The organism is Burkholderia sp. Ac-20384, from assembly GCF_017104605.1.
Lineage (GTDB): Bacteria > Pseudomonadota > Gammaproteobacteria > Burkholderiales > Burkholderiaceae > Burkholderia > Burkholderia lata.
On record NZ_JAAGPE010000567.1, the window covers coordinates 1 to 2,418 of the forward strand.

The window sequence follows — 2,418 nt, forward strand, 5'->3', positions numbered from 1 at the left end:
TGAGCGCGGCGGCGATGCCGGTGGGCCAGGTGCGTGCGCGGCGGGCTTCGGCGGCCAGCGAGGCTTCGCAGGCCGTGCAGGCGACGCGCGACGCGGACGCGGACGCGACGGCATTGCCGCCTGACGGGGCGGGCGCGGTGCGTGCAGGGGCAGCGTGTTCGATCGTCGACATCGCGTCACCCCAGCACGTTCGCATAGACCTGCTGCGCGAAACGCTGCGGGTCGGTGCTCTTCTTCAGCACGCTGATGCGGCGGAAGTCGTCCGCGTAGAACGCGATTTCCTGCTGGAGGTCGACGTTGGTCGGGTGGTGGTTGTAGGTGAGCGTCGCGTAGAGCTTGCGCAGATCCTCGGGGCTGATCTTCGGCGAATACTTCGCGAACACCTTCGCGGCTTCGTTCGGGTTGTCGTGCGTGAACTCGGTGGCCTGCACGATCGAGCGCGCGAGTGCGGCGGCCGACGGCCGGTCGTTGCGCACGAGGTCGCCGCGCGCGCCGATCACGCAGCACACCTTGCGCGCGTATTCGCCGGACAGGTTCGTCGCCAGTTCGGTGTACGCACCGTTGCTGCGCTTCTCGAGCAGATAGAGATTCGGGTCGCCGTCGGCGATCGCGTGGATCTCGCCCTTGTCGACCGCCACGCCGAGCAGGTCGGCCGGATACTGCCGCCACGTGATGTCGCGCTCGGGATCGATCCCGTTCTTCGCGAGCAGGATCGAGAAGAAATGCTTGCCGGGCGCAGCCAGATCGCTGACGCCGACCGTCTTGCCCTTCAGCGCCTGCAGCGTCGTGACGCCCGCCGCCTTCGCGCCGAGCAGCCGCACGCAGCCGCCATGCGAGCTGCCGATGATCTTCACGTCGAAACCGGCTTCGAGCGGCTTCAGCCAGCGGTGGATCATCCCGACCGCCGCATCGGCCTTGCCGGTCGCAATCGATTCGAGCAACTGGTCGGTCGAGCCGCTGTAGTTGATCAGCTCGACCTTCAGGCCGTTCTTTTCGAAGAAGCCGCGTTCCTGCGCGACGACGATCGGCGTCAGGCAGAACGCGTTCTGGTTCCATGCGAACGTGAGCTTCTTCAGCGGCGGCGCGGACCAGGCCTTGCGGCCCAGCGTGATCGCGGGCGCGGCGAGCGCGACGGCGCCGGCGGCGCGCAGCAGCTTGCGGCGTTTGTCGTCATGCGCGTCGGCGGGCGCGGGTGCGGTGGTTCGGGTCATGTGGTCTGGTCTCCGGTCGTGCGGAAAGGCGCTCAGTCGAGCAGGTCGGGTTCGTCGGCGACGACGCGCGCGAACAGGCTGTCGAATGCATGCAGCGCACCCTCGGGGCCGCCGATCTGGCCGTGCGTGTGGTGCGCGGTCGCGTGATCGATCGGTTGCGGCGTGCCGGCCGCCTCGGCCAGCAACTGCGTGTGCGCGGCGTTGTCGAGCGCGATGTACCACCATGCGGCGGCCTCGACCGTCGGGCCGGCGGTCAGGATCCCGTGGTTTTTCAGGATCACGCCCTTGTGCGTGGTGCCGTCCGGCTTTACTAGCGCGTCCGCGATCCGCGCGCCTTCGCTCGTGTCGACGACCATCCCCGTGAAGTCGTCGAACAATGCGTGGTCTTCATAGAACACGCAGGCGTCCTGCGTGAGCGGATCGAGCGGGCGGCCGAGCGTCGACCACGCCTTGCCGTACGTCGAATGCGTATGTGCGGCGGCGACGATGTGCGGATGCGCTTCGTGAATCGCCGCATGGATCGCGAACGCGGCCTTGTTCAGCGGCCGCGTGCCGATCGCGGTTTCGCCGCGTGCGTTGACGAGCAGCAGGTCGGACACCTTGATCTGCGAGAAATGCACGCCGAGCGGATTCACCCAGAAGTGGTCGGGGAGTTCGGGGTCGCGTGCGGTGATGTGGCCGGCGAGCCCCTGCGCGAAGCCGAAGCGTGCGAACAGGCGGAATGCGGCCGCGAGCCGTTCCTGACGGTGACGGCGCTCGGCGGCGACGTCGATGCGCGGTGCCGGCGGATCGAACCAGAAATGCTGGCGTGGTGCGTCGGCGAGGGCGAGGCCCGATGCGGTACGGACGGGCGAGGAAAGGACGGCGGACATGATGGCGTAGGGCTCCGTATGGCTCCGTTGGGCTCAGGCCGCGCGGCGTGCCGCGTCGCGGGCGGCGACGGCGCTGCGCACGCGCGGAATCAGTTCGCGGCCGTAGTCGATCGCATCCTCCAGCGGATCGAAGCCGCGGATCAGGAACGTCGTCACGCCGAGGTCGTAGTAGTCGAGCAGTGCGTCGGCGACCTGTTCGGGCGTGCCGACGAGCGCCGTCGAATTCGAGCGGGCGCCGGTGAGCTTCGCGATCTCGGTCCACAGCCGCTTGTCGACGCGCGAGCCGCGATCGGCCGCGGCGAGCAGGCGGCGCGCGCCTTCGCTCTGCTGCGGGC

The 2,418-nt window shown here is 68.8% G+C and carries 3 protein-coding genes; all 3 read right to left on the reverse strand.

Features of this window, described 5'->3' with window-relative positions:
- Nucleotides 1–176: 176 nt before the first annotated feature.
- Complete coding sequence (locus G3O00_RS41750; protein ID WP_089453080.1) at nt 177–1,211, reverse strand: ABC transporter substrate-binding protein; 1,035 nt, start codon at nt 1,209–1,211, stop codon at nt 177–179.
- Nucleotides 1,212–1,243: 32 nt separating this feature from the next.
- On the reverse strand, nt 1,244–2,083 hold the full coding sequence (locus G3O00_RS41755; RefSeq protein ID WP_206146497.1) for a class II aldolase/adducin family protein: 840 nt from the start codon (nt 2,081–2,083) through the stop codon (nt 1,244–1,246).
- Nucleotides 2,084–2,116: 33 nt separating this feature from the next.
- On the reverse strand, nt 2,117–2,418 hold a 302-nt coding region (locus tag G3O00_RS41760; RefSeq protein ID WP_206146498.1), incomplete at its 5' end, for an LLM class flavin-dependent oxidoreductase.